A 21,298-nucleotide genomic window follows, 5' to 3' on the forward strand; every position below is an offset into this window, starting at 1 on the left:
GACCCGTTCGCGGGCCCCAACTCTGGACGCCGTATGTACGGCGATCGGCAACCCGCGCGGATATCGCGGATCTTTCGGATCCAAATCTGCCGTTTTGCTGTTGGACACCGCCTCGCCGCATAAACTGACGGCCAGGTCAAATTTAATAGCAATGAGGGCCGCCTTCGGGTTCCGGCTTTCGGGTGTCCCTCTCATTTTGCGGATCCAGGCAACTGGGCCCGGTGATGCAGTGCGTTCGAACTCCGTTCTCATTCAATGTAATTGGATATTCCGCTCCATCGATGTACCACCGGGTCTGAGGAGTTGAGCATGTGGAGTTGCCGATGACGCTTTCGACGTTCGGGCTCACCCGGCTTTCGAATTCACGCACGGTCTGGCAGCCGCATTACGCGCGTCGCGTGCTGATCACCGACGCCGCGGCCATCGTCCTGGCGATGCTGTTCGCGCAATGGGTCCGATTCGGCGGAGCGGGCTACGGTCCGTCGGCCTCCATGCTCTATACCGGGTACTCGCTGGCGCTGGCCTGCCTGTGGCTGGGCGTCCTGACCCTGCATCACGCCCGCTCCGCGTCGATCCTCGGCTGCGGCATCGAGGAGTATCGCCGCGTCGTCGCCGCGTCGTTCTGGACGTTCGGGGTCATCGCGATCGTGGCGCTGCTGGCGCGGCTCGAGATCGCGCGCGGCTACCTGGCCCTGGCATTCCCGCTGGGCACGATCGGCCTGCTCATCGGACGCAAGCTGTGGCGGCGCCGGGTTCGTGCGCGCCGGCATGCGGGTGAATGCCTGACATCTGTTCTCGCCATTGGTGATCGGGACGCCATCGCGGTCCTGGCGACCGAGCTCATGAACGATCCGGGCGACGGTTACGTGGTGGTCGGCGCCGGCATCCCGGGCGATCCGGACGCGCGCGGTGACGTCATCAGGATCGGTGATCGGGTGATCCCGATCTTCGGCGACGAGAACGACGCCCTCGGTGCCCTCGGCGACCGCTGCGCCGCCGATACCGTGGCGCTGACCGACGCCGAACATTTCGGTGTCGCCGGAATTCAGCGGCTCACCTGGCGACTCGAGGCGTCCGACGTCGACCTGGTGGTGTCGCCGGGCCTGCTGGACGTGGCCGGTGCGCGGCTGGCGATGCGGCCGGTGGCCGGCATGCCGCTGCTGCACGTGGAGAAGCCGCAGTACCACGGCGCCAAGAGTTTCCTGAAGAAGGCGTTCGACTTCGGATTCGCGCTGGCGGCGCTGATCGGGACGGCGCCGCTGCTCGTGCTCGCAGCCATCGCCATCAAGATGACGAGCCGAGGCCCGGTGTTCTACCGCTCGGAACGTATCGGGCTGGACGGCGAGCCGTTCACCATGATCAAGTTCCGCAGCATGGTGGTCGATGCCGAGGAGCGTCTCGACGAACTGCTGCCGTCGAACGAGATGGCCGGCGGCGTCATGTTCAAGATGCGTGAGGACCCGCGGGTGACGATGGTCGGAAAGGTCCTGCGCCGCTACAGCATCGACGAACTCCCGCAGTTCATCAACGTGCTCAAGCAGGACATGAGCGTCGTCGGCCCCCGGCCGCCACTGCGCCGGGAGGTCGAGACCTACAACGGTGACATCAGGCGCAAGCTGCTCGTCAAACCGGGTGTGACGGGGTTGTGGCAGATCAGCGGACGGTCCGACCTCACGTGGGACAAGGCTGTGCGCCTTGATCTTTCGTACGTCGACAACTGGTCGATGCTCACCGATGTGGGGATCATCCTGAAGACCATCAGCGTGGTGGCACGCGGCGACGGGGCGTACTGAGGCCCCGCCACCGCTGAACGGCCATCGCGGCGGGGGCGCCGATCAGCATGCCCAGCCACACCACGTGTGCGGCGATCAGCAGCGCGCGTCCCGATGCCGCGGGCGTCGTCCCACCGACGCGGTACAACGCAATGTCGTTGTCCCGATAGGCAATCGGCAGGGACAGCGGGGGAGCCGCGCCCTCCACCACCACCCAGCCGACCCCGGCCGCGGCCAACTGATGCACGTCGGCGCCCCGCAGCAGCAGGTCCTGCACCCGCCGGGCCCGCACGCCTTCCCCGGGCACGGTCCGGCCGCCGATCACCAGGTCTCCGGTTGCCAGCACGTCGGCGGAAACCCACCGGGGCAGCGGGTCCAGTACTGCCGAGGGTCCGGCCCACGGGAACTGCCGGATCACGTCGGGCGGCAGCACCGCGACGGGCTTCCGGTCGGAATTGATCTGGGCTGCAACCGAATACCAGCCGGCCGGGTATTGCACCGCCCGCAGCTGGCCGCCGACGCCCCAGGCAAGGTCGGGCAGCGCCGCCAGCACCACCACACAGCAGCCCGCCGCCGCGAAAGCCGTTGGCAGCCAGCGCCGCAGCACCGCCACCGCGGCGGCCCCGGCCAGGGCATAGCCCGGCATCGCCAGCGCCACCCACTTCTGCCCGTCGCGCAGTACACCGGTGCTGGGCACGGTCCGGATCAGCCAGTCGAGGAACGCGGACCCGGCATCGGTCGCCAGCAGCGCGGGCACCACCACGGCGACGACCGCGAGCACCAGCAGCGGCCGCGCCGCGGCGACGGACCATGCCTTCCGGGCACCGCAGGCCACCACGGCCAGCAGCACCACCGTCCCGACCAGCGCCCACAGCGTCGTGCGGGACGCCGGTACCGCAGATGCGTTCCAGATGCCGCCGAGCCCGGCCAGGCTGCCCAGCGTCCCGAGTCCCGGCTCCGCCCGCGCCGCGAACGCCGGCACACCCGCGCTCGCCACCGGCAGTACCGCGCGCGCCACCAACGTCGCCACCAGCCACGGCAGCGCGGCTCCGACGGCGGCAGCCAGCGTCACCCAGACGCCGCGCCAGGTCCGCGAACACACCAGCGCCACCACCAACGCGAGCAGCAGACCCGTCGGCGTCAGCCCGGCCAGAGCGATCCAGAACGCCAGGCTCCAGCGATTTGTGCACGATTGTTCGCGCTCACCGCGGATAATCGTGCACAAATCACTCGAGAGGGCGACCCAGGGCAGGCAGCCGTAGCCGACCAGCAGGCTCCAGTGCCCCTGCAGCAGCCGCTCGGCGACGTAGGGGTTCCACACCGCGATGGTGACGGCCACCAGTTGCCCGCCGAGACCGGCGTCCAGAACGGCAGCGGCCAGCTTCGCCGCGCCCCAGCCGGCGAACCATAGCCCCAGGATCAGCAGTGCCTTGACCAGCAACCCGCCGTCGACGACGGGCGAGAGCACGGCCAGGAAGAAGTCCTGCGGCAGAGCCCGGGGCGCGGCCTCGGACAAGCCCAGGGCCGCGTCGGACAGGTAGGACCGCGGCGTCGAGACCGCGTCACGTAGCAGAAGATAACCGGGCGCCAGCAGCGGCGCGGTGACAGCGAGCGTCAGCCCCAGCGCGTACAGCGCCGGCAGGGCACGACGAAAAGCGATCAGATCCGGTCCGGTGGCAGATCGGTCGGCCGCTGGGTGGGCAGCTTCTCGGTCATGGCCTCAGCGGCGGGCATCGGTCCGGAATCGGTGTCGCGCCGGCCGAAGAAGCCATGCCCGGCGGCGTCGAGGCCCGGATCGATCAGCGCGGCCTGCGACCGCAGGCTGTAGCCGGCGAGCAGCACGCCACCGACGAGGAACACCAGGCCCAGGCCACCGAACGTGATGGGCAGGATGCGGTCCCACAGGGCCAGCTTGTCGCGCTCGTCGTGGGCCGCGGCGACCTGCGACTCGACCGTCTGCTCGTTGGAAGTGACGGTGAAGTCGGCGAACGTCACCTCAGGCTTGAGGGCGTCACGCGAGTAGTAGTGGAAGCCGCGGTCCTTCTCTTTGACGATGGTGCCGGAGACCGGGTCCACCCAGAAGGTGCGCGCAGCGGCGTAGTAGCGCTGCATGGTGATCGGGTCGGTCGGCTCGGCCGACGGCACGCCCCACAGTTCGGCGCGCGCGGTCACCGAACCGTCTTCGTCCTTGTCATACAGCGACGAGAACTTGATCGGCTCGACCAGCTTGCCGTCGGCGTCGAAGCCGACGTTCTGGGTGAACTTGTAGACCGAGAGGCCGTTGACGTCTTCTTCGCCCTCGTAGTTGGCGTCGTACGCCTTCTGCGCGATCGGGTCGAACACCTGGTAGGTCTTCTTCTCCGTGCTGAACGGGAAGCGGTAGCTCAGCCCGGTGTGGGGCAGCGCGATGTTGGTCGGCGGGTTCTGGTCCTCGATGGTGCGCGGCTTCTGCACGGAACCGGCCGCACCCGTCACCGCGGCAGCGGTGGTGCGGTTGAGCGTCACGGTGTCGACGAGCGCCAGCAGCAGGCCGTTGTCCTGCTGCTTGTCGGTGCGGCGCACGGTGCTGCCAACCTGCAGCGTCACCACGTCGGCGTTCGCCGGGTTCTCGACGCTGACCTGGCGCTGCAGCACCAGCGGCACGTTCTTGTTGACGACGAACTTCTCGCCCAGCAGCGACGCGGGGTCCAGCGCGGTCCCGGTGCCGTTACTGACCAGCGTGGTGTCGATGTCGAGCGGAATCTTGGCGATTTTGCCCGACGTATAAGTAGTCAACAGCAGAGCAGCAATCAGCAGGGCGGCGCCGAGCCCCATCAACACGCATGCCGCGATTCGCAACCCCACAGCGCGGTTCAACCCGTGCTCCTTACTTTGTCTGCCAGCCACACAGCAACCCGACTGACCCTAACAGCCCTTACTAAGGCACACCCTCAGAGTGGTCTGCGGGCGTCGGTGAGATTCGCCGCCGAGCCCGGGCACCCGGCACACTGGGGTCGTGGGCGACCAGGGACACGACACCGCGGACAGTGCTGAGGTGAGGGGCACCCGCAGTTTCCTGCCCGCTGTCGAGGGCATGCGTGCCTGTGCCGCCATGGGAGTCGTCCTCACGCACGTGGCGTTCCAGACCGCCAACAGCAGCGGCTGGTACGGCCGGTTGTTCACCCGTTTCGATCTGGCGGTGGCGGTGTTCTTCGCGCTGTCGGGCTTCCTGCTGTGGCGCGGCCACGCCGCGGCCGCGCGGGGTTTGCGGCACCGACCACCGACGGGTCACTACCTGCGCTCGCGCATCGTCCGCATCATGCCGGGCTACCTGGTCGCGGTCGTGGTGATCCTGACGCTGCTGCCCGACGCCCACGCCGACCTCACGGTGTGGCTCGCCAATCTCACGCTCACCCAGGTCTATGTGCCCCTGACGCTGACGGCCGGGCTCACCCAGATGTGGAGCCTGGCCGTCGAGGTCAGCTTCTATCTGGTCCTGCCGCTGCTGGCACTGCTGGCGCGCCGGCTGCCGGTGGACTGGCGCGTGCCCGCGATCGCGGCGCTGGCGGTGGCCAGCTTCGCGTGGCCCGCGCTGCCGTGGCACCTGCCCTTCGGCGTCAACCAGATGAACTGGCTGCCGGCGTTGTTCTCGTGGTTCGCCGCCGGCATGCTGCTGGCCGAGCTGACGGTCATGCCCGTCGGGCGCATGCATCAGCTGGCCCGCCGCCGCTGGGTGATGGCGGCCATCGCCGGGGTGGCGTTCGTCATCGCCGCGACGCCGCTGGCCGGCAACATCGGACTCGCACCGGGCGCCGTCAGCCAGGTCGTGGTCAAGACGGCGATGGGCGCCGTGGTCGCCGGGGCACTGCTGGCGCCGCTGGTGCTGGACGCACCGGGAACGCCGCACCGCATCCTCGGCAGCACCACGATGGTGACGCTCGGCCGCTGGTCCTACGGTCTGTTCATCTGGCACCTGGCGGCGCTGGCCATGGTGTTCCCGGTGATCGGCGAGTTCCCGTTCAACGGCCACATGCCGATCGTGCTGATCCTGACCTGGGTTTTCGGTTTCGCGATCGCCGCCGTGAGCTACGGGCTGATCGAGTCGCCCTGCCGCGAGCTGCTGCGCCGCTGGGAATCCCGGCATGCCCCGTCACCGCGGGACAGCGCGATCACGGACGCTCCGGAGCCCGCCGCGGTCGGATAGCCGCTGCTACGCGCCGCCGGTGCGGCCACGGTCCCACGGATCGGGCCGTGTCGGTCGGGTGCGCCATGCTCGCGCCATGACGCAATACACCTACCGGGCGGAGTGGTCGCCGGAGCGTGGCCGCTATCTGGCCGGATGCCTGGAGTTCCCGCGGCTCTGGGCGACGGGCATGACCGCCGCGACCGCGATTGCCGCAATGGAACAGACGGTGGCCGACGAGGTCCGCGATCTGCTGGCGAGTGAAATGTCGCCGCCTGAATCCATCACGGACCGCAAGTACAGCGGCAAGTTCCTGTTGCGGATGCCGACGGCCATGCACGCCAAGCTCAGTGTCGAAGCGGCTGAGCAGGGCGTCTCACTGAATCAATGGGTGGTCCAGAAGCTGGCTGCCCGGCCACCGTCATTCGACGATTTCTAGCAGTGTGCGGCCGGGGGTTCGGTGTGCCGGCGTGTCGAGTTGTCAGTTGGCCCAACCGATTCCGGAACTCGGTATCGCCCGCGATACCACCTGCCAATCTGTCCTGGTCAGGCCGCGCCTGATACTGCCGGCGATACCGAGTTCCAGATGCGTGTGGCGACCGACAGATCGGTGCGTGTGATGCAGGTGTGACTCGTGAATCACTCGTCGAGCTGGCGCGTCCATCTGGCCGGTGCCTCCCACAACGACGCGGCCAGCGCGGCCACCGAGATGAGCGCCAGGAACTGCACCCACGGCGAATGCCCGACGTAGCCGTCCACCGAGCGCCACGGGTACGCGCTGAGCACCGCGCCGGCACCGATGAGGCCGCTCGCCGAGGCGATGACGGTCCAGCCGTCGAGCCACCGCTCCTGCGACCGCAGCAGGTATCGGATGCCGATGGCTGCCCCGACGGTCGCCAGACCCGCGAATCCGGCCGCCAGGAAACCGAATCCGACGAGGGCCACGCCGACGAGCGCGGGCCCCGGCTGCCAGGTCTGCGTCGGCTCGTCATCGACGCGGCGCCGCATCGGTAGCAGCGCCAGGAGCGCCAGGAGCGGTAGCAGTGCGAGCCCGCCGAACAACCCGATGCGGTACGGGGTGTTCAGCCCGAATGTCAGTGTGACGATGCCCGCGGTGCCGGCCGGCAGCACCCAGCCCTGCTGCCAGCCGTTGATGGTCACCGGCGTGAGGACGGCGCCGTTGGCGGTGTGGGCGGTCCAGCCGGGGTTGACGCTCTCGGGCACGACGAGCACCCGCTGCAGCGGAGACGGCGTCACGTCCACCTCGCGGTGATCGGAGGTCCATGTCTTCAGCTGCGCGGGAGTTGTTGGGGCACTGTGGATGTGGGCGGCGAGCGGGCCCGTCAGGCGGGCGCCGACGACGGTGAAGAACGGGCCGGGGCTGATCAGCAGCTCCTGTTTCCCGGCGGGCAGTTGCAGCGGCGCGGATTGGCAGGGCTGGGCCGCGATGGGCTCGCTGTCCAGGAGCGCGCCGACGGTGGTGTGCACCGAGGTCTGCAGGAACTGGCCGGCGATCGCGACGATCGGTCCGCGGCCACACGGCAGCGTGATGGCGCGGCGTCGGTTGGCGGCCGCGTCGGCGGGGGCGATCGGCGCGCCGCGGTCGTCGAGGGCGGTGACCTCGGCGAGGCCGGGCGGCTTCACCTGGTCGAATCCCAGTGACGTGCGGTCGATCAGGTCGTGCCAGTCGAGGATCGACAGCTTGATGGTGTCGGTCTTCGTGGGGTTGAGCTTGATGGTCTGCGGGCCGTCGCCGATGCGTTGCACCTGCGGTCCGTTGCCGAGGTCGACGGCGACGACGGTCGGATGCGCCGGCAGCTCGGAGGCGCTGGGCGTGAGTCGCAGGGCGCTGACGGTCGTCGGCGCCGGCAGGTGCACGGTCAGGTTGGCACCGTTGCGGAACTGGACGATGCCCTGCGGCGCGACCCAGGCGGTCCGCGAATCGCCGTCGGTGGCGGCGTAGGCCGATCCCGCGACGTCGATGACGTCCGAGTCGCCGGACGCCCGGGTGGTGCCGGGCTGGCTCACCAGGTCGGCCAGGTGCGGTCCCTGCCGGGCCTGCACCCAGATCGTCGGGACGACGGCCGTCGGCGTCGGCACGGTGAGGGTGCGGCTCATGTTGACGGGTTCTTCGGGCGACTGCGCCATGGTGGCGGCGCACCGGACCCCGTTCGGGCCCTCGGCGCAGCCGGGCCGGCCCAGCTGGTCATTGCCCAAATCCCATTGCGCGACTGCCGATCCCGCCGGCGGGCCGGGCACGTCCACGGTGTGGCGCAGGCTCACGGCGTGGGCGAAGCCGGACGCGTCGTACTGCGTCACGGAGAAGTCGGTGATGCCGAACTGCACGCCGGGGGAGCCGTCGTCGGTGCCGGTCGCGGTGAACCGGACCCAGGACGTCTCGCCGTAGGGCAAGGCGGCGGTCAATGGCTTGCCGGGCTGATCGAAGCGAATTGTGCTGGTGCCGTTGGCGGTTGCGACTTCGATGCGGCGCACCTGGGCGCCGACGGCGGTGGCGCTGGGCGTCAGGGTGATGGTCGCGTTGGTCACCGGATGGTCGAAGTCGACCTGAAGCCATTGCCCCACAGCGGTTTGCAGCGAGCTCGACACCCAGCTGGTAGAGGTGTCGCCGTCGATCGCGGCGGCCGGGCCGGCCGCCGTCGCCACGTTGGGCAGCGCGGTGGAATCGGACGACGAACTCGACGTGGTGATCCGTCCACCCGGCCACTGGCCGTAGGCGGTGGTGGCGCCGGGGCTGGGGTAGTCCATGACGCGGTTGTAGGTGCGCCGCGGGTCGTCGGGGGCCCGGACTGCCGACGAGTGGTCGTCGACGCGTCCGTAGTCGGTCTCGCGGGCCAGCGGGGTGTCGGTGACGGTCACCTCGGGCACCGGCAATCCGGCGCGCTGCGCATCCTGCGTCAAGATCATGGGGCCCAGCGGGTTTCGCGCCATCAGGCGGCGGCGCTCGTCGATGCGCAGCAGCGATTCGGGTCCGCCGTCGACGCGCGGCATGGTGTCGGTGGCGGCGAGGTACGGCTGGGTGGGCACGGTGCCCGTCACGCGGTAGATCTCGACGGCTGGGTAGCGCGGCCGCAGGCCACTGTCGGAGACGAACCCGTCCAGCGTGCCCGGGCCGACGGGATCGCCGAACTGCGCGACTTTCGTGAGCCCCCGGGAACCTTCCAAGGCCCGGTGCACCAGCAGCGGTCGCGCCGACCGCGAGTTGTCGGGGTCCAGGTCGTTGCGCACCACGACGAACGAAATGCCTTGGCGGGCCAGGGTATCGGCCAATCCGGCGGACGGCCGCCCGGTGGCGAACAGGCGTTGCACGGAGTCCAGCGCCCGGATGGTCTCGGGCGGCGTCAGCGGAATCGAGTCCCGCACACCCCACGCGCCGCGTTCGAGGACCTGCAGCGGCTCGTCGTGCGTGTTCCCCCAGACCTGGTTGGCGAAAGGCGCGCCCGGCGCGACAAGCACGCGGCCCGGGGTCTCGGCGTTGTGCGCGTCGAGCCAGTCCGCGGTCTGGTGCCAGTACTGCGGGATGGCGCGGTAGGCACCCGGAGCGGCGAGCCGGCCCGTCCACGCCAGCGACGTCCCGGCCACCAGTGCCGTCAGCAGCACGACGGCCACGGCCATCCGCTTGTCCCGCTCGAGGTGCGCGAACGCGTTGATCCACTCTCGCCGCGGCGCGGTGCCCGGCAGGGGAATGCGGCCCAGCACGTGGGCCAGGCCCAGCGCCAGCGGCAGTCGCAGCACGGGTTCGAGTTTGTGCACGTTGCGCAGCGGGGTGCCGCCGGCATCGAGGAAGGCCCGCACCTGGTGCGCGATGGGCGAGCCCAGCCCGCCCGCGTACGCGACCGCGAGCAGCAGCAGCCCGAACAGCAGCATCGAGATGAGCCGGCCGCGGGCCGGCATGCTGCGCATCGCCAGGCCTGCCATGCCACCGGCGGCCACCAGCGTGGTGGCCAGTACCGCGACCGAACCGGTCACCAGCGACGAACCGGCCGTCGCGTTGGTCGCGACGAATGCCGTCCAGCCGTAGGTGCCGCGCAGCACCTCGGTCAGTGACAGCCACTGCGTCGTGACGCCCGACGATTCGATGAAGTCCAGGAACGGCGGGCTGATCCGGCCGAGCAGCAGCAGCGCGACGGCCCACCACAGGATCGCGAGCAGCGTGCAGCCGAACCACCAGGCCGTGAACCGCCACCAACGCCGGTTGGGCCGGTGCGCGGCCCACCAGATGATCGCGGCCAGGCAGCCCGTCAGCGTCGCGACGGCGTTCACGGCGCCCATCAGCGCGACGGCGACGGCCGAGCGCGCGGCCAGCTGACGGATTCGCGGGTCGCCGCGCAGCGCCAGGATCACCGGCAGCAGCACCCACGGCGCCAGCATCATGGGCAGCGTCTCGGAGGAGATGGCGCCCAGCGTCGTCAGCGCCCGCGGGGACAGGGCGAACGCCACGGCGGCGAGGACGCGGGACGACCGGCTGCCGATGCCGAGCGCCTCGGCGACCCTGATGACGCCCCAGAAGCCGACGACCAGCAGCAGGGCCCACCACAACCGCTGCGTCACCCAGCCGGGCAGGCCGATGACGTCACCGGCGAGGAAGAACGTGCCGTGCGGGAACAGGTAGCCGTAGGCCTGGTTCTGCGACTGGCCGAAGGGGAGGTCGCTGCTCCACAGGTTCGCTGCCCGCGCCAGGAAACGTGCGGGGTTGGCGGTGAGATCGAGTTTGGTGTCGGGCGAGACCCGGCCCGGTGACTGGGCGAACGTCAGGACCAGTGCGGCCGCGCTGACGACCCATAGGCAGCGCCGCGAGAGGGGCGCTACGGGATCAGCTGCGGTTGCCGTATTCGACCCGGTTGAGCACCGATGACGCTGGATCGCCCGATTGCAGCGTCGGCTTGGTGTCCTGCTCCAGCATCAGCGTGGTGCCGAAGACCGCTGCAGCGCCGAGCAACAGACCGACCACGATGCTGGCTCCGGCGGGCACGAGGAAGCGGTCCATGGGCCCCAAACTAGCATGGCGACCTGCCCGCTTCTGTGTTCGCCGGCCTGCGCGCAGGTCATCGCCGGACCAACGTGCCCCGGCTGCTCGACTCGTCACGCGGCTAGGCTCGGACCCCATGTCCCTGACCCGAACCCTCGGCGCGCTGGCACTGGTGTCCGGATTGATCGCCGGTTGCTCGTCGTCGTCCGACAAGCCGGCCGCCTCCAGCACGACCGGCACGGCAACCAGCACCGCGTCGTCGAGCAAACCGATGGACGCGCCCGCACCGACCGCCCCGCCATGCGATCCGCACGCGCTGCTGAGCACGCTCACGCTGCGGCAGAAGCTCGCGCAGCTGCTGATGGTCGGCGTCAAGGACGCCGCCGATGCCCGTGCCGCGGTGACGCAGCAGCAGGTCGGCGGCATCTTCATCGGTAGCTGGACGGACCTGTCGATGCTGTCGGACGGTTCGATCCCCGCGCTGCAGGCCGCATCCGGCGCTCTGCCGCTGGCAGTCAGCATCGACGAGGAGGGCGGCCGGGTGTCCCGGCTGAAGAAGCTGATCGGCCCGCAGGAGTCGGCACGCGTGCTCGCCGCGACCAAGACCCCGGCCGAGGTGCAGGCCATCGCCAAGGACCGCGGGCAGCAGATGAAGGACAAGTTCGGCATCACCGTCGACTTCGCGCCCGACGCCGACGTCACCGAAGAACCCGACGACGAGGTCATCGGCGACCGCTCCTTCGGCGCGGACCCGCAGAAGGTGACCGAGTACGCCGGCGCCTACGCCGCGGGCCTGCGCGAGGCGGGGCTCGTCCCGGTGCTCAAGCACTTCCCGGGACACGGGCACGGCTCGGGCGACTCGCACACCGGTGGCGTGAAGACGCCGCCGCTGGACGCGCTCAAGGACAACGACCTGGTGCCGTACCGGACCCTGACGACGCAGCAGCCCGTCGCCGTCATGGTCGGTCACCTGCAGGTGCCGGGCCTGACGCTCGGGGACGACCCGGCGAGCCTGAGCAAGCCGGCCTACGACCTGCTGCGCAGCGGTGACTACGGCGGCCCGCCGTTCGACGGTGTCGTGTTCACCGACGACCTGACCGGCATGGCCGCCATCACCCAGCACTTCGGCGTGGCCGACGCGGCTTTGAAGGCCATCCAGGCCGGCGCCGACGTCGCGCTGTGGATCACCACCGACGGCATCCCCGACGTGCTGGACAAGCTGGAGGCGGCCGCGAAGGCCGGGCAGCTGGACCAGGCGCAGATCGACAAGTCGGTGCTGCGGGTGGCGGCCATGAAGGGGCCGGGCGCGAAATGCGTGAAGTGAGCTGCTCGTTGCATACCCTGTTCTGATGGCAGGTGGAACCAAGCGGCTGCCGCGGGCCGTCCGCGAACAGCAGATGCTCGACGCCGCCGTGCAGATGTTCTCGGTGAACGGCTATCACGAGACCTCGATGGACGCGATCGCCGCGCAGGCCGAGATCTCGAAACCGATGCTGTACCTCTACTACGGCTCGAAGGAAGAGCTGTTCGCCGCCTGTCTGGACCGCGAGCTCACGCGGTTCGTCGACACCGTCCGGGCCGACATCAACTTCGCCCAGAGCCCGCGCGACCTGCTGCGCAACGCGGTGCTGTCGTTCATGACGTACATCGACCGCAACCGCGCGTCGTGGATCGTGCTCTACACGCAGGCCACCAGCTCGCAGGCGTTCGCCCACACCGTGCGCGAGGGCCGCGAGAAGATCATCGACCTGGTGGCGCGGCTGCTCAGCGCCGGTACCCGAAACCCGGAGCCCGACAGCGACTTCGAGATGATGGCCGTGGCCCTGGTGGGTGCCGGTGAGGCCATCGCGTCCCGCGTCAGCGCCGGCGACACCGACGTCAACGACGCCACCGAGCTGATGATCAACCTGTTCTGGCGCGGCCTGAAGGGTAAGCGCGCCGAGTCCTGACTTCCGCGGCGGGCGCGGTCACCTCCCCCTCGCGAGCAGACGCAAAACTGTCGATTTCGGCAGGAAAACGACAGTTTTGCGTCTGGTCGCGAGGCAGCGCCGGATCCGCGCGTTGTGGGATGCCTTGCAGGATCCCGATCGCAAGTCATGGATTGCGGTTAAGGAGCGCGCAGCGCGCGGGCATGCTGCTTTGCGTGTGTTGCTGGATGTTCCGCAAGCGTGACTGCATATTGCCGACGGCTAGCACCACTTCGGTCACTTAATCTGGAAGACGTGCACAAACGCGCATGGCGCCTCTCGCTGGTGGTCGCCGCCTTGGTGATTGCGGGTGTCGCAGCCTTGGCCGGGTATCGCGGCCACCGCGAACACGTTGCCCGGCCGGGCTTCCCGGCAGTCGACACCTCGCAACTCAGCCCCGGGCGGGCGGCCCTCGTGCATGTCCTGGCTCAGGAGTACGCGGCGCAAGCGGGCATGTCGAAGTACTCCGAGGGCAACGACGAGCCCTGGTGCGCGGACTTCACCAGTTGGGTGATGCGGGAATCCGGAAAACCCTTCACCAACCCCAACTCCGGGCACTGGCGCATCCCGGGTGTCATGACGCTCACCGACTATCTGCACACCGAGGGACGTTGGGAGTCAACGGATTACTCGCCACTGCCCGGCGACATGGTGCTCTATGACAAGCCGAGTCCAAAGGGCCAGCACGTCAACATAGTGCTGATCAACGACAACGGAACCCTCACCACGGTCGGCGGGGGTGAGGGGGCAAATGTGGGCCTGTCGACCTACAAGATCGCCGACGACCCCGGCATCCGCGGATTTGGTCGTTACGAATGATGCTGTGCCGGAAGGATGTTAGGTGACTGATCTGCCGAAGCCTGACGGCTGGAAAGACAGAACTCTGCTGTTCGGGTTCGCGCTGGTGATGGTGGGATCACTGGGGCTGTTCTTCGCGGTCAAAACCGTTCGCGCTGTGCAGCACATGCATTGGCTGGCGGCGACCATTTGCCTTGCGGTGGTGGTGGTTTCGTTGATCGCCGTGGTGGGCACGGCGTGGGTGCTGGTGGGCCGGGTCAAGTTGCGGGCGAGTTTCGATGCGGCCGGCACGACGTTGCGATCGGCTTCCGCGGCGAAATACCTTGTCGCGGTGTTGGTCGCGCTCGTTGTGGGGGGCGGCCTGTTTCTGATGTTCAATTCGCAGGTACGTGACGACCTACCCAGCGACGCAAGGGATCGCGGCAAGGTCACTGTCCTGCTGGTCATCAGTTTGATCGGCTTGGGTTTCATGGCCCGCACCCGTGGGCGTCCAGCGCCAGGATTGAGACTGTCCGCCGATGGTGTCGATTACACCGATTGCTACGCCCCTTTCACGCTGGCGTGGGATGAGATCAGCGACATCACCGGGCTCGCTCCGAAAGGCAAGACCTACTACCGCCCTGTGGTTTTAGAGCTGCATGGTGATCGGCCGCCAGCGGTGATCAACAACGCGTCGGCATGGGCGCCCGACGGTGTGGTCCTCTTCTGGCTGATCCGCCACTACTGGCGGTACCGCCAGGACCGCGGCGAATTATCCAATGATGTTGCGATAGAACGACTCAGGGACGGTCGGGTCACCGCCGAGCAGACGTAAAACTGTCGATTTCGGCAGGAAAACGACAGTTTTGCGTCTGCTCGCGAGGGGGTGGTGACCCCTACAAACCAGCGACCGTCGCCGTCAGGTGCGGGTAGCCCTTCGAGAGATTGCGCAGTGCCAGCTCCCAGCCGCCGTCGATGGGTTCGACGTACAGTCCCACCTTGGCCGGCAGCAGCACGGGCTTGCCGAACTTCACGGAGTACTTCACCGCATCCGGCAGCTGACCCTCGATGTTGGCCAGTACCGCTGCGGCACTGAACATTCCGTGCGCGATCGCGGTAGGGAAGCCGAACAGCTTGGCGCCGATCGAGCTCGTGTGGATCGGGTTGTGGTCGCCGCCGATATCGGCGTAGTGCCGAATCTGACCGGGCGTGATGCTGATGACCGCGTTGGGCGGCGGCAGCTTCGGCTGCTTCACCGGCTCCGGCTTCGGCCCACCCGACAGGCTGGTCCGCTGCTGGTGCAGGAACGTGGTGACCTGGTCCCAGACGAGGTCATTGCCGACCTTGATCTCCGTGATGATGTCGACCAGCAGACCCTTGCGATGCTCGCGCAGGTTCTCCGCACGCACCGCGACGTCCAGCTTGTCGGTCACCTTGATGGGCCGGTGTTGCGTGATGTGGTTCTCGATGTGCACCGAACCCATTGCGGCGAAAGGGAAATCGAAGCCGGTGACCAGCGACATCATGGTCGGGAACGTCAGCGCGAACGGGTAGGTCAGCGGCACGGTGTCGCCGAACCGCAGCCCGGTCACCGCGGCGTACTCGGCGACGTTCTTCGGGTCGATGGTCAAGCCCGACACCGTCACGGTACGGGCCGGCAAGGTGGAACCCCGCGACACGAACGGCAGCGCACCCGCCACCGCCCGCGCCATGTTCACAAGACCGTTGGGCTGCGACATCTCAGGCTCCCAACAGGGCCTGGCCGCAAACCCGAATCGTGTTGCCGGTGACGGCATTCGAGGCGGGGCTGGCGAAGTAGGCGATCAGCTCGGCGACGTCGACCGGCAGGCCGCCCTGGAACAGCGAGTTGAGGCGACGACCCACCTCGCGGGTGGCCAGCGGAATGGCGTCGGTCATCTTGGTCTCGATGAATCCCGGCGCGACGGCGTTGATGGTGACGCCCTTCTCGCCGAACACCTCTGCGTACGCGTCGGTCATGCCGATCATGCCGGCCTTGGTGGCGGCGTAGTTGGTCTGGCCGCGGTTACCGGCGATACCGGCCATCGACGACAGGCCCACGATGCGACCACCCTCACCGATGGTGCCGTTCTCGACCAGCCCCTGCGCAAGACGTTGCGGCGCAAGCAGGTTCACGGCGATCACCGAGTCCCAGCGGGCGTCGTCCATGTTGGCGAGCAGCTTGTCGCGCGTGATGCCGGCGTTGTTGACCAGTACGTCGGCCTTGCCGCCGTGGTGCTCGGTCAGGTGCGCGACGATCTGCGCGACGGCGTCGTCGGCCGTCACGTCCAGGGCCAGCGCGGTGCCACCGACGGCGGCGGCGGTCTCGGCGAGTGCGTCGGCGGCCTGCGGGACGTCGATGGCGACGACGGACGCACCGTCGCGCGCGAACACGCGGGCGATCTCGGCGCCGATGCCGCGGGCGGCACCGGTCACGAGCGCGACCTTGCCGGCCAGCGGCTTGTCCCAGTCGGCGGGGGCGACGGAGTCGGCGGCACCGACGTAGAACACCTGGCCGTCGACGTACGCCGACTTACCCGAGAGCAGGAAGCGGACGGTCGACTCGATGCCCGACGCGGCGGGCGACGCCGCGGAAGACAGGTAGACCAGGCCGATGGTGGCGCCGCGCTGCAGCTCCTTGCCGAGCGAGCGGGTGAAGCCTTCGAGGGCACGCTGGGCGATGCGCTCGTCGATGCTGTCGGTCTCGTCGGGCGTGGTGCCGACGACGACGACGCGGCTGTTGGCGGCCAGGTTGCGCAGCACCGGGGTGAAGAACTGGTGGAGCTGCTTGAGCTGCTCGGGCTTGGTGATGCCGGTGGCGTCGAACAGCAGGCCACCGAACGAGTCGGCCCAGCGGCCGCCGACGTTGTTGCCGACCAGGTCGTAGTCGTCGGCGAGGGCGGCGCGCAGCGGCTCGGCCACGCGGCCTTCGCCGCCGATCAGGAGCGGACCGGCCAGGGCGGGCTCGCCGGCCTTGTAGCGGCGCAGCGGCTGTGGCTGCGGCACGCCCAGCTGCTTGGCCAGGAACGAACCCGGACCAGAGGTGAGGACTTGGGAGAGGACGTCAGCCATTGCGGACCTTTCTGCGGACGTGTGTCGTATAGACGGAACCGTCTTGTCAGAGACGAACTTACTCCAGAGTAAGAACGGTGGGTAATATAGGCGTCAAGCAACATCTTGCCTCAGTCATCGAACGTCAAGGAACTGGAGAAAAACCGTGGCCGAGACCAACAGCCGCCGCCGTGTGGCCGTCCTGGGTGGTAACCGCATTCCCTTCGCACGATCCGACGGTGCGTACGCAAACGCCTCCAACCAGGACATGTTCACCGCGGCCCTGGACGGCCTGATCGACCGCTTCAACCTCAAGGGCGAGAAGCTCGACATGGTCATCGGCGGCGCCGTCCTCAAGCACAGCCGTGATTTCAATCTCATGCGCGAATGTGTGCTCGGCACCTCGCTGTCGCCGTACACGCCGGCCTTCGACCTGCAGCAGGCCTGTGGCACCGGCCTGCAGTCGGCCATCGCGGCCGCTGACGGCATCGCTGCCGGCCGCTACCAGGTGGCCGCTGCCGGCGGTGTGGACACCGCGTCGGACGCGCCGATCGCCCTCGGCAACGACCTGCGCCGCGTGCTGCTGAGCCTGCGCCGCGCCAAGTCGAACGTCGACCGCCTGAAGCTCGTCGGCAAGCTGCCCGCCGCCGTCGGCGTCGAGATCCCCGTCAACAGCGAGGCCCGCACCGGTCTGTCGATGGGCGAGCATGCCGCCCAGACCGCCAAGGAGATGGGCGTCAAGCGCACCGACCAGGACGCCCTGGCCGCCGCCAGCCACCAGAACATGGCCGCCGCCTACGACCGTGGCTTCTTCGATGACCTGGTCAGCCCGTTCCTGGGTCTGTACCGCGACAACAACCTGCGCGCCGACTCGTCGACCGAGAAGCTGGCCAAGCTCAAGCCCGTCTTCGGCGTGAAGCTGGGCGACGCCACCATGACCGCAGGCAACTCGACCCCGCTGACCGACGGCGCCTCGGTGGCGCTGCTGTCGACCGATGAGTGGGCTGCTGAGCACAACATCCCGGTGCTGGCCTACTTCGTCGACTCCGAGACCGCCGCCGTCGACTACGTCAACGGCACGGACGGCCTGCTCATGGCCCCGACCTACGCCGTGCCGCGCCTGCTGGCCCGCAACGGCCTGACGCTGCAGGACTTCGACTTCTACGAGATCCACGAGGCTTTCGCCTCCGTGGTGCTGGCCACGCTGGCGGCCTGGGAATCGCCGGAGTACTGCAAGGGCCGCCTCGGCCTGGATGCGCCGCTCGGCTCCATCGACCGGTCCAAGCTCAACGTCAACGGCTCGTCGCTGGCCGCGGGCCACCCGTTCGCCGCGACCGGCGGCCGTATCGTGGCCCAGTTGGCCAAGCAGCTCGCGGAGAAGAAGAAGGAGACCGGCAAGCCGGTTCGTGGCCTGATCTCCATCTGCGCCGCGGGTGGACAGGGCGTCACGGCAATCCTGGAAGCCTGAGCGATGTAGGAATGGCCGCCGAACCAGCGGTTTTGCGGCCATTTCCATTATTTTCCGCGGGCCTGTAACGCCCCGCGAAGTCGTAGCGATACCCCTAGTGCCTCGTGTTTCCGTCCGACCCCCGACCTGACGGAGGCACGGGGCACTCTCGTTTCCCGTGGGGATTTGTGCACGATTTTCCGCGCCGGCCGCGGATTTTCGTGCACAAATCCCTCGGCAGGCTTGCGTTCGAGCGCGCTCAAACTCTTAGCGTCGCGGCCATGACAGCTTCTACGTCACCGCAGACCTGGGTCATCACCGGCGCCTCGAAGGGGCTGGGACGCGCACTGGCCGAGGCCGCCCTGGTCGCCGGCGATCACGTCGTCGCCGCAGTCCGAAACCCGGACAGCGTTGCGGAGCTGAGCGCCACCTACGGCGACCGCTTCGCCGCCGTCGCGTTCGATGTCCGAGACGTGAGCGGAGCCGCCGGGCTCATCCAGGCGGCCGTCGACCGCTACCGTCGGCTCGACGTCCTGGTGAACAACGCCGGGCGGGCCATCGTCGGCGCCGCCGAGGAAGTCACCGACGCGCAACTGCGCGACCTGATGGACCTGCATCTGTTCGGTCCCGCGGCCCTGGTGCGCGCCGCGTTGCCGGTCATGCGGGCACAGGGGAGCGGGACGATCATCCAGATGAGCAGCCAGGGCGGCCGGATGTCGTTCCCCGGCGTCTCGACGTACTCGGCGTCGAAGTTCGCATTGGAGGGCTGGTCGGAGGCCGTGGCCGGAGAGGTCGCGCCGTTCGGGATCCGGGTGATGCTGGTCGAGCCGAGCCGGTTCCGCACGGCCTTCAACGCCGCCGAGGTGCTCGACTTCACCGCCGCCTCGCCGACGTACCGGGACGTCCTGGCCGAGGTGCGAGCCGACATGGCCGGTGCGGACGGGAAGCAGGAAGGCGACCCCGTTGCGGCCGCACAGATCATCGTCTCGATGGTCCGCGCCGACGACGTGCCGCTGCGGCTGCCGCTGGGTGCCGAGGCTGTCGAGCGGCTCACGGCGACCTACCAACGCGGTCTGGACGAGGTCGGCCGGTGGGCAGAGCTGGCCCGCAGTGCCGACTTCGCGGACGTCTCCGCGTCAGCGCGGCCGATCTAGGATCGAGTATGTCCTCCACCGACGACCTGATGAACAGGGCGCTCGCCGCGCTCGGCGAGATGGACGGCCCGATGTCGATCGAGGTGATCCACCGGCTCGCGGACACCGACGGGCTCGACGAGCCGATGACCATTGCCGAAGTTGCCGACCTGCTCGACGTCTCCGCGCACACCTTGCGCTATTACGAACGTGCCGGCCTGGTCGAGGTCGACCGCGACAGCAGCGGGCACCGCAGCTACCCACCCGAGGCGGTACGTCGGCTTGTCTTCCTCACCCGGATGCGGTTGTCCGGCATGGCTATTCGCGATCTGCAGCACTACATCGCACTCGTGGACAGTGGCGAACAGACCGTGCCCGAACGACTGGACATGCTGTTGGAACATCGCGACACCATCCGCCGCCAGATCCGCGAACTCACCCTCTCGCTGGCCGCCACCGAGTACAAGATCGCCACCTACGGGGGCACCACCGGCGACACCTGCTGACCGCGGCGCGAAAGGCTCAGAGGAGCGCCGCCAAGATCGGCACATGGCTGATGGCGACGTCCTTGGCAGCGGTCGTCAGCGTGACGGGTCCCATCGCGCGGAGCTTGGCCAAGTCCTCTGAGTCGGCGAGTTCCTCGCGGTAGCGGGCCGCGAAGTCGTCGTACTGGTCCAGATGCGCGTGGTACCACTTGCGCAGTTCGTTCGAGGGTGCGACGTGCGGCATCCAGGTGCCGACCCGCGGGTCTTCCTTGTGAATGCCCCGGGGCCACAATCGGTCCACCGTCACCCGGGGCGGCTGGGCGGGATCAACCGGGTCGTACACCCGAGCAGTGTCGATCATTTCGGGTCCTTGTGGATGGCTGCCGGGGCAGGTGGCGGGGTGAACAGGCTGCCTCCGACACTGCCACGCAGCGTCCGCACCGCGACCAGTGCCCAGGTACACAGTAGGAAGACGTACGCCAGGACCGCGGCGACGCGGAAGGCCGGCAGCCCGGTGTGTGCGGCGAGCTGCGAGGTGCCGGTGACGAACGTGCCGACGGGGAAGGTCAGGCTCCACCACGTCAGGGCGAAGGGCATGCCGCGCCGCATGGTCCGCACCGTTAAGGCGCTGGCCAGGCTGATCCACAGCACCGCGAATCCCCACACCGGGACGCCGAACAGCACCGCGAAGATGTTCATGCCCGACGCCAGCTCCGGGCTGATGGCCGAAGCCGCCGCCGTCCCCAGCAGCCCCGCCGCGGTGATGCCCTGCCCCAGCGGGCCCAGCACGATCCACAGCGTCGGCACTCGCGCCGATCCCGAGGTGCCGTAGTGCGCGAGCCGGCTCCAGATCATCGTGATGATGATCAGCGCCGCGATCAGTGACAGCCCGAACATCGCGAAGCAGCCGTAGAACATCGTCGTACGGGCCGTGCCCGGCGGCAGGTGCGGCAGCAGCAGCGCACCCGACGCCGCCGACACCATCGGCGGCACGACGGGCATCAGCCAGCCGCCGAACGCGGCGTCCGGCCCGACTTCCAGCTGCGTGAACATCAGGAACGGGATGGTCATCGCGGTGAACAGGCCGCCGATGGTGCCCGCGGTCCACAGGATCCAGTCGAGGTCGACGGCGAAGCGCGTGCCGATCAGGTCCTTGCCGATCAACAGCGCGCCGAGGCCGACGGTCATCAGCGCCATCGGCGCCGCGCCGTAGAAGTGCGTCATCTGCGGGTTGCGCACCTGGCTGCGCGCCACCGTCGGGTGGCGCACCCACTGCACCGACACCGCGACGATCAGCAGCACCAGCAGAGCGGTGGCGATCACCCAGACGCCTTCGGCAAAGCCCCGGAGTCCCGGCAGGTGCACGGGCAGGGACGCGGCAGCGGTCGCGACGATGCCGGTGCCCATGACCGAGGCGAACCAGTTGGGCCCGAAATATTGCAGCCGGGCAGTCTCGGGCGCATCTGTACTCATGCGCGATCCGCCTTCACTACTCGCTG

General features: G+C 68.7%; 18 protein-coding genes. 10 read left to right on the forward strand and 8 right to left on the reverse strand.

Annotated features, from left to right (window positions below):
• Positions 1-323: 323 nt before the first annotated feature.
• The gene (locus ACJEIK_RS01090) at positions 324-1,793 is read left to right on the forward strand and encodes a sugar transferase (protein WP_244602397.1); all 1,470 of its coding nucleotides are present in this window, start codon (positions 324-326) and stop codon (positions 1,791-1,793) included.
• Here ACJEIK_RS01090 and ACJEIK_RS01095 read toward each other — a convergent pair.
• Both ACJEIK_RS01095 and ACJEIK_RS01100 read right to left on the reverse strand, forming a co-directional pair.
• Positions 1,759-3,414, reverse strand: a complete 1,656-nt coding sequence (locus tag ACJEIK_RS01095; RefSeq protein ID WP_409431785.1) for a hypothetical protein — start codon at positions 3,412-3,414, stop codon at positions 1,759-1,761. The two genes, ACJEIK_RS01090 and ACJEIK_RS01095, sit on opposite strands and share 35 nt — an antisense overlap.
• A gap of 17 nt (positions 3,415-3,431) precedes the next feature.
• Positions 3,432-4,628 (reverse strand): DUF3068 domain-containing protein, encoded by a 1,197-nt coding sequence (locus tag ACJEIK_RS01100; protein WP_064861093.1) that lies wholly within the window; start codon positions 4,626-4,628, stop codon positions 3,432-3,434.
• A gap of 217 nt (positions 4,629-4,845) precedes the next feature.
• Between ACJEIK_RS01100 and ACJEIK_RS01105 the strand changes: the two genes are divergently transcribed.
• Positions 4,846-5,955, forward strand: a complete 1,110-nt coding sequence (locus ACJEIK_RS01105; protein ID WP_409431786.1) for an acyltransferase family protein — start codon at positions 4,846-4,848, stop codon at positions 5,953-5,955.
• Positions 5,956-6,031: 76 nt separating this feature from the next.
• Positions 6,032-6,373 carry a type II toxin-antitoxin system HicB family antitoxin gene (locus ACJEIK_RS01110; protein WP_020103455.1) on the forward strand — a complete coding sequence of 114 codons (342 nt, stop codon included), beginning with the start codon at positions 6,032-6,034 and terminating at the stop codon, positions 6,371-6,373.
• A 200-nt stretch (positions 6,374-6,573) separates the two neighbouring features.
• Here the strand turns inward: ACJEIK_RS01110 and ACJEIK_RS01115 are convergent, their stop codons facing one another.
• Positions 6,574-10,815 carry an alpha-(1->3)-arabinofuranosyltransferase gene (locus ACJEIK_RS01115; RefSeq protein WP_409431787.1) on the reverse strand — a complete coding sequence of 1,414 codons (4,242 nt, stop codon included), beginning with the start codon at positions 10,813-10,815 and terminating at the stop codon, positions 6,574-6,576.
• Positions 10,766-10,939, reverse strand: a complete 174-nt coding sequence (locus ACJEIK_RS01120) for a DUF2613 domain-containing protein (protein WP_020103457.1) — start codon at positions 10,937-10,939, stop codon at positions 10,766-10,768. The genes ACJEIK_RS01115 and ACJEIK_RS01120 overlap by 50 nt, the downstream gene beginning before the upstream one ends.
• A gap of 118 nt (positions 10,940-11,057) precedes the next feature.
• Here ACJEIK_RS01120 and ACJEIK_RS01125 point away from each other — a divergent pair, with 118 nt between their 5' ends.
• The 4 genes from ACJEIK_RS01125 to ACJEIK_RS01140 all read left to right on the forward strand — a co-directional run bounded on the left by ACJEIK_RS01125 (position 11,058) and on the right by ACJEIK_RS01140 (position 14,500).
• Entirely contained in the window at positions 11,058-12,245 is a 1,188-nt protein-coding gene (locus ACJEIK_RS01125; protein ID WP_133425827.1) for a glycoside hydrolase family 3 N-terminal domain-containing protein, read from the forward strand.
• Between the two features lie 25 nt (positions 12,246-12,270).
• Positions 12,271-12,870, forward strand: coding sequence for a TetR/AcrR family transcriptional regulator (locus ACJEIK_RS01130; RefSeq protein WP_020103459.1), 600 nt, complete (start codon positions 12,271-12,273; stop codon positions 12,868-12,870).
• A gap of 264 nt (positions 12,871-13,134) precedes the next feature.
• The gene (locus ACJEIK_RS01135) at positions 13,135-13,707 is read left to right on the forward strand and encodes a CHAP domain-containing protein (RefSeq protein WP_406774814.1); all 573 of its coding nucleotides are present in this window, start codon (positions 13,135-13,137) and stop codon (positions 13,705-13,707) included.
• A 22-nt stretch (positions 13,708-13,729) separates the two neighbouring features.
• Positions 13,730-14,500 carry a hypothetical protein gene (locus ACJEIK_RS01140; RefSeq protein ID WP_406774791.1) on the forward strand — a complete coding sequence of 257 codons (771 nt, stop codon included), beginning with the start codon at positions 13,730-13,732 and terminating at the stop codon, positions 14,498-14,500.
• Between the two features lie 61 nt (positions 14,501-14,561).
• Here ACJEIK_RS01140 and ACJEIK_RS01145 read toward each other — a convergent pair whose 3' ends face one another.
• The gene (locus ACJEIK_RS01145) at positions 14,562-15,404 is read right to left on the reverse strand and encodes a MaoC/PaaZ C-terminal domain-containing protein (protein ID WP_409430892.1); all 843 of its coding nucleotides are present in this window, start codon (positions 15,402-15,404) and stop codon (positions 14,562-14,564) included.
• A gap of 1 nt (position 15,405) precedes the next feature.
• The gene (locus tag ACJEIK_RS01150) at positions 15,406-16,755 is read right to left on the reverse strand and encodes a 3-oxoacyl-ACP reductase (protein WP_061007385.1); all 1,350 of its coding nucleotides are present in this window, start codon (positions 16,753-16,755) and stop codon (positions 15,406-15,408) included.
• A gap of 145 nt (positions 16,756-16,900) precedes the next feature.
• On the opposite strand from ACJEIK_RS01150, the gene ACJEIK_RS01155 reads away from it, so the two are divergent.
• The 3 genes from ACJEIK_RS01155 (at position 16,901) to ACJEIK_RS01165 (ending at position 19,820) form a co-directional block, all read left to right on the forward strand.
• Positions 16,901-18,202, forward strand: coding sequence for an acetyl-CoA C-acetyltransferase (locus ACJEIK_RS01155; RefSeq protein WP_020103466.1), 1,302 nt, complete (start codon positions 16,901-16,903; stop codon positions 18,200-18,202).
• A 260-nt stretch (positions 18,203-18,462) separates the two neighbouring features.
• Complete coding sequence (locus tag ACJEIK_RS01160; protein ID WP_409430893.1) at positions 18,463-19,335, forward strand: SDR family NAD(P)-dependent oxidoreductase; 873 nt, start codon at positions 18,463-18,465, stop codon at positions 19,333-19,335.
• 8 nt (positions 19,336-19,343) lie between these two features.
• On the forward strand, positions 19,344-19,820 hold the full coding sequence (locus ACJEIK_RS01165) for a MerR family transcriptional regulator (protein ID WP_064859352.1): 477 nt from the start codon (positions 19,344-19,346) through the stop codon (positions 19,818-19,820).
• Positions 19,821-19,836: 16 nt separating this feature from the next.
• Here ACJEIK_RS01165 and ACJEIK_RS01170 read toward each other — a convergent pair whose 3' ends face one another.
• Positions 19,837-20,160 carry a DUF488 domain-containing protein gene (locus tag ACJEIK_RS01170; protein ID WP_064859351.1) on the reverse strand — a complete coding sequence of 108 codons (324 nt, stop codon included), beginning with the start codon at positions 20,158-20,160 and terminating at the stop codon, positions 19,837-19,839.
• A complete protein-coding gene (locus tag ACJEIK_RS01175) occupies positions 20,157-21,272 on the reverse strand; it encodes a TDT family transporter (protein ID WP_110784252.1) in 1,116 nt (371 codons plus the stop codon). The genes ACJEIK_RS01170 and ACJEIK_RS01175 overlap by 4 nt, the downstream gene beginning before the upstream one ends.
• Between the last annotated feature and the right edge of the window lie 26 nt (positions 21,273-21,298).

The organism is Mycobacterium sp. SMC-16 (assembly GCF_046250085.1).
Lineage (GTDB): Bacteria > Actinomycetota > Actinomycetes > Mycobacteriales > Mycobacteriaceae > Mycobacterium > Mycobacterium phocaicum.

What these genes read in the sequence shown, in the direction of transcription:
- ACJEIK_RS01120 (WP_020103457.1), bottom strand. Translation starts at nt 10,939, where the DNA reads ATGGACCGCTTCCTCGTGCCCGCCGGAGCCAGCATCGTGGTCGGTCTG.
- ACJEIK_RS01175 (WP_110784252.1), bottom strand. Translation starts at nt 21,272, where the DNA reads ATGAGTACAGATGCGCCCGAGACTGCCCGGCTGCAATATTTCGGGCCC.
- ACJEIK_RS01090 (WP_244602397.1), top strand. Translation starts at nt 324, where the DNA reads ATGACGCTTTCGACGTTCGGGCTCACCCGGCTTTCGAATTCACGCACG.
- ACJEIK_RS01130 (WP_020103459.1), top strand. Translation starts at nt 12,271, where the DNA reads ATGGCAGGTGGAACCAAGCGGCTGCCGCGGGCCGTCCGCGAACAGCAG.
- ACJEIK_RS01160 (WP_409430893.1), top strand. Translation starts at nt 18,463, where the DNA reads ATGACAGCTTCTACGTCACCGCAGACCTGGGTCATCACCGGCGCCTCG.
- ACJEIK_RS01125 (WP_133425827.1), top strand. Translation starts at nt 11,058, where the DNA reads ATGTCCCTGACCCGAACCCTCGGCGCGCTGGCACTGGTGTCCGGATTG.
- ACJEIK_RS01105 (WP_409431786.1), top strand. Translation starts at nt 4,846, where the DNA reads ATGCGTGCCTGTGCCGCCATGGGAGTCGTCCTCACGCACGTGGCGTTC.
- ACJEIK_RS01170 (WP_064859351.1), bottom strand. Translation starts at nt 20,160, where the DNA reads ATGATCGACACTGCTCGGGTGTACGACCCGGTTGATCCCGCCCAGCCG.
- ACJEIK_RS01165 (WP_064859352.1), top strand. Translation starts at nt 19,344, where the DNA reads ATGTCCTCCACCGACGACCTGATGAACAGGGCGCTCGCCGCGCTCGGC.
- ACJEIK_RS01150 (WP_061007385.1), bottom strand. Translation starts at nt 16,755, where the DNA reads ATGGCTGACGTCCTCTCCCAAGTCCTCACCTCTGGTCCGGGTTCGTTC.
- ACJEIK_RS01145 (WP_409430892.1), bottom strand. Translation starts at nt 15,404, where the DNA reads ATGTCGCAGCCCAACGGTCTTGTGAACATGGCGCGGGCGGTGGCGGGT.
- ACJEIK_RS01110 (WP_020103455.1), top strand. Translation starts at nt 6,032, where the DNA reads ATGACGCAATACACCTACCGGGCGGAGTGGTCGCCGGAGCGTGGCCGC.